Origin of the sequence: Segeticoccus rhizosphaerae (genome assembly GCF_009192725.1) — a bacterium.
GTDB lineage: Bacteria > Actinomycetota > Actinomycetes > Actinomycetales > Dermatophilaceae > Segeticoccus > Segeticoccus rhizosphaerae.
On record NZ_VOHR01000457.1, the window covers coordinates 1 to 2,296 of the forward strand.

General features: G+C 70.4%; 2 protein-coding genes and 2 riboswitches. Both genes read left to right on the forward strand.

Annotated elements, in window-relative coordinates:
* On the forward strand, window positions 1-393 hold a 393-nt coding region (locus FRW57_RS20565; RefSeq protein WP_203230455.1), incomplete at its 5' end, for a threonine/serine exporter family protein.
* Window positions 394-654: 261 nt separating this feature from the next.
* Window positions 655-753, forward strand: a riboswitch (cyclic di-AMP (ydaO/yuaA leader).
* A gap of 32 nt (window positions 754-785) precedes the next feature.
* Window positions 786-1,670 (forward strand): transglycosylase family protein, encoded by an 885-nt coding sequence (locus FRW57_RS24925; RefSeq protein ID WP_152186932.1) that lies wholly within the window; start codon window positions 786-788, stop codon window positions 1,668-1,670.
* Window positions 1,671-2,050: 380 nt separating this feature from the next.
* A riboswitch (cyclic di-AMP (ydaO/yuaA leader) is annotated at window positions 2,051-2,206 on the forward strand.
* Window positions 2,207-2,296 lie beyond the last annotated feature (90 nt).

Below are 2,296 nucleotides of genomic sequence, written 5' to 3' on the forward strand. Positions count from 1 at the left end.
ACCGCCGCGATGGGGGCCGGCGGCCTGCTCGTGGCGGACCTGCTGCACGCCACCGGGGGCATCGGCTCGATGACGGCGCTCGGGCTCGCCTGTGCCGCCATGGGTTTCGTGGGCCGCCTGGTGGCCCTGCGGATGGGTGCGCCGGCGCTCGTGCTGGTGATCCCGGCCATCTCGCCGCTGTTGCCGGGTCTGCGCATCTTCCGTGGCATGTACGAACTCGTCTCGGGGTCGGTGGTCGGCCACGGCGAGGCGCTCGCGACCACCGGTGTCACGACCCTGCTCGGGGCCTCGGCGACCGCGCTGGCCATCGTGACGGGGCTCGTCTTCGGCGACGTGGTGGCGGCCCCGTTCGATCGCCGTATCGTGAGGCGCCGGCGTGCACGGCGTCGGTGACGCGGCCCTCGCGTCGGTGGGCCGCGGAACGGTGATGAGATGGGGAGGCGCCGCGACGTGATGAGCACGACACGCCCCACGTTTGGCGATCGGGGCATCATCACGTAACGTTTTGGTCACGCCCTTCGATGTTAAGGGCGTTCCGGTCGGGGCCGGAGCAGCAGTTCCAACTCCATACCGACCAAACTCACATCACGTGTGTGTCCGCAGCGCCAAACCTCGTCGGCGGACACCTTCCGGGACGTCCGGGCACAGACGAGGGTGGGGGACCCACCAGTGGCGCAGCACTGCTGCGCCTAGGGGTGAAGCCGGCGGAGCCGGCCGGGCACCTGACAGCCCGAACCCGACAGCTCACCTCACCGGCGCCCGTCAGGAAGGAAAACCTCCCCCTCATGCGCTACACCCCTAAGCACGCTGCGCCCAAGAGCGGCAGCACCACTCGTCGCGTCGCGGGCGTTGCCCTCGTCGGCGCCGCCACCACCGTCGCCGGCATGGGCTTCGGCGCCGGCGCGGCCCACGCCTCCGGCGTCTGGGACCGTGTCGCTGCCTGCGAGAGCGGTGGCAACTGGTCGATCAACACCGGCAACGGCTTCTACGGCGGCCTTCAGTTCACCAGCAGCACGTGGCTGGGCTACGGCGGCGGCGCCTACGCGTCTCGCGCCGACCTGGCGTCCAAGTCCGCGCAGATCGCCGTGGCCCAGAAGGTCCTCGCCAGCCAGGGCCCCGGGGCCTGGCCGGTCTGCTCGGTCCAGGCGGGTCTGTCCGGCTCCAACGGTGGCTACAGCGCCCCGGCGCCGTCCACGGACACCTCCTCGCGGAGTGACTCGAGCAGCTCGTCACGCAGCTACGACCGCACCACCCCGCTCGAGGCCTTCAACGGCACCGAGCAGGTGTCGCGTTTCTCCGCCGGTGCCAACGTGCGCTCCGGCCCGAGCACGGCCTACCGTGTGGTGGACTACGCGCCGTCCGGCACCACCGTGAGCGGTGTCTCCAACGGCGCGTGGATCAAGACCTCCAGCGGTCACTACGTGTCCGTCGCCGTGACCCGCGCGGCTGCGCCGGCCCCCGAGGCCGCCCCGGCCCCGAAGGCGGAGTCTCCCAAGGTCAACAAGAACGACGTCAAGGAGATCACCGTCCGCAAGGGTGACACCCTCGGCGAGATCGCCGAGATGCACGACGTCAAGGGTGGCTGGAAGGCCATCTTCAAGCTCAACAAGGGTGACATCGACGACCCGAACCTGATCTTCGTGGGCCAGGAGATCAACCTGCCCAAGTGATCACCCTTGGGTGAGACCTCCCTGCAAGAGCCCCGCGGCGCACGGCGCGCCGCGGGGTTTTTGCGTGCCCGAGCATGGCCCGGCACGGCACACCTGACCGGCCCCGGAGGGCCGGATCCGACGCGACGGCGGGATCTGCGCGCAGATGTGTCAGAAGTGACGCATGTGTCGGCGTGTCGTCCATGGGTTTTAAGGGACCTGAGATATAGGAGGGGCTTGTCAAGCAGCGTGACCTTCCCGTAATGTGCGGCGTCGCACGCCCTCCGTCGCAGGAGTGCGGGCGCCCGGTCGGGGCCGGAGTGCAGGCGCAGGACCCTCAACTCCATAGCAGCTCCCATGACCCACAGCGCGTGCGTGGCCCGCAGCACCGAACCTCGTCGGCGGCCACCTCACCGGAAATCCGGGCACAGACGAGGGTGGGGGACCCATCTTCGACGCGGCAGCCGGTCGCGCCTCGGGGTGAAGCCGGTATGCCGGCCGGGCACCTTCCAGCCCGAACCCGACAGCTGACCCCACAGGCGCCGACGGAAGGAACCACGCCTCATGCGTCCCACCACACCCCTGCGCCCATCCAGACCAGGCGCGACCCGCCGGCGGCTGGCCGGCGTCGCCCTGGCCGGGGCGGC

What these genes read in the sequence shown, in the direction of transcription:
- FRW57_RS24925 (WP_152186932.1), top strand. Translation starts at nt 786, where the DNA reads ATGCGCTACACCCCTAAGCACGCTGCGCCCAAGAGCGGCAGCACCACT.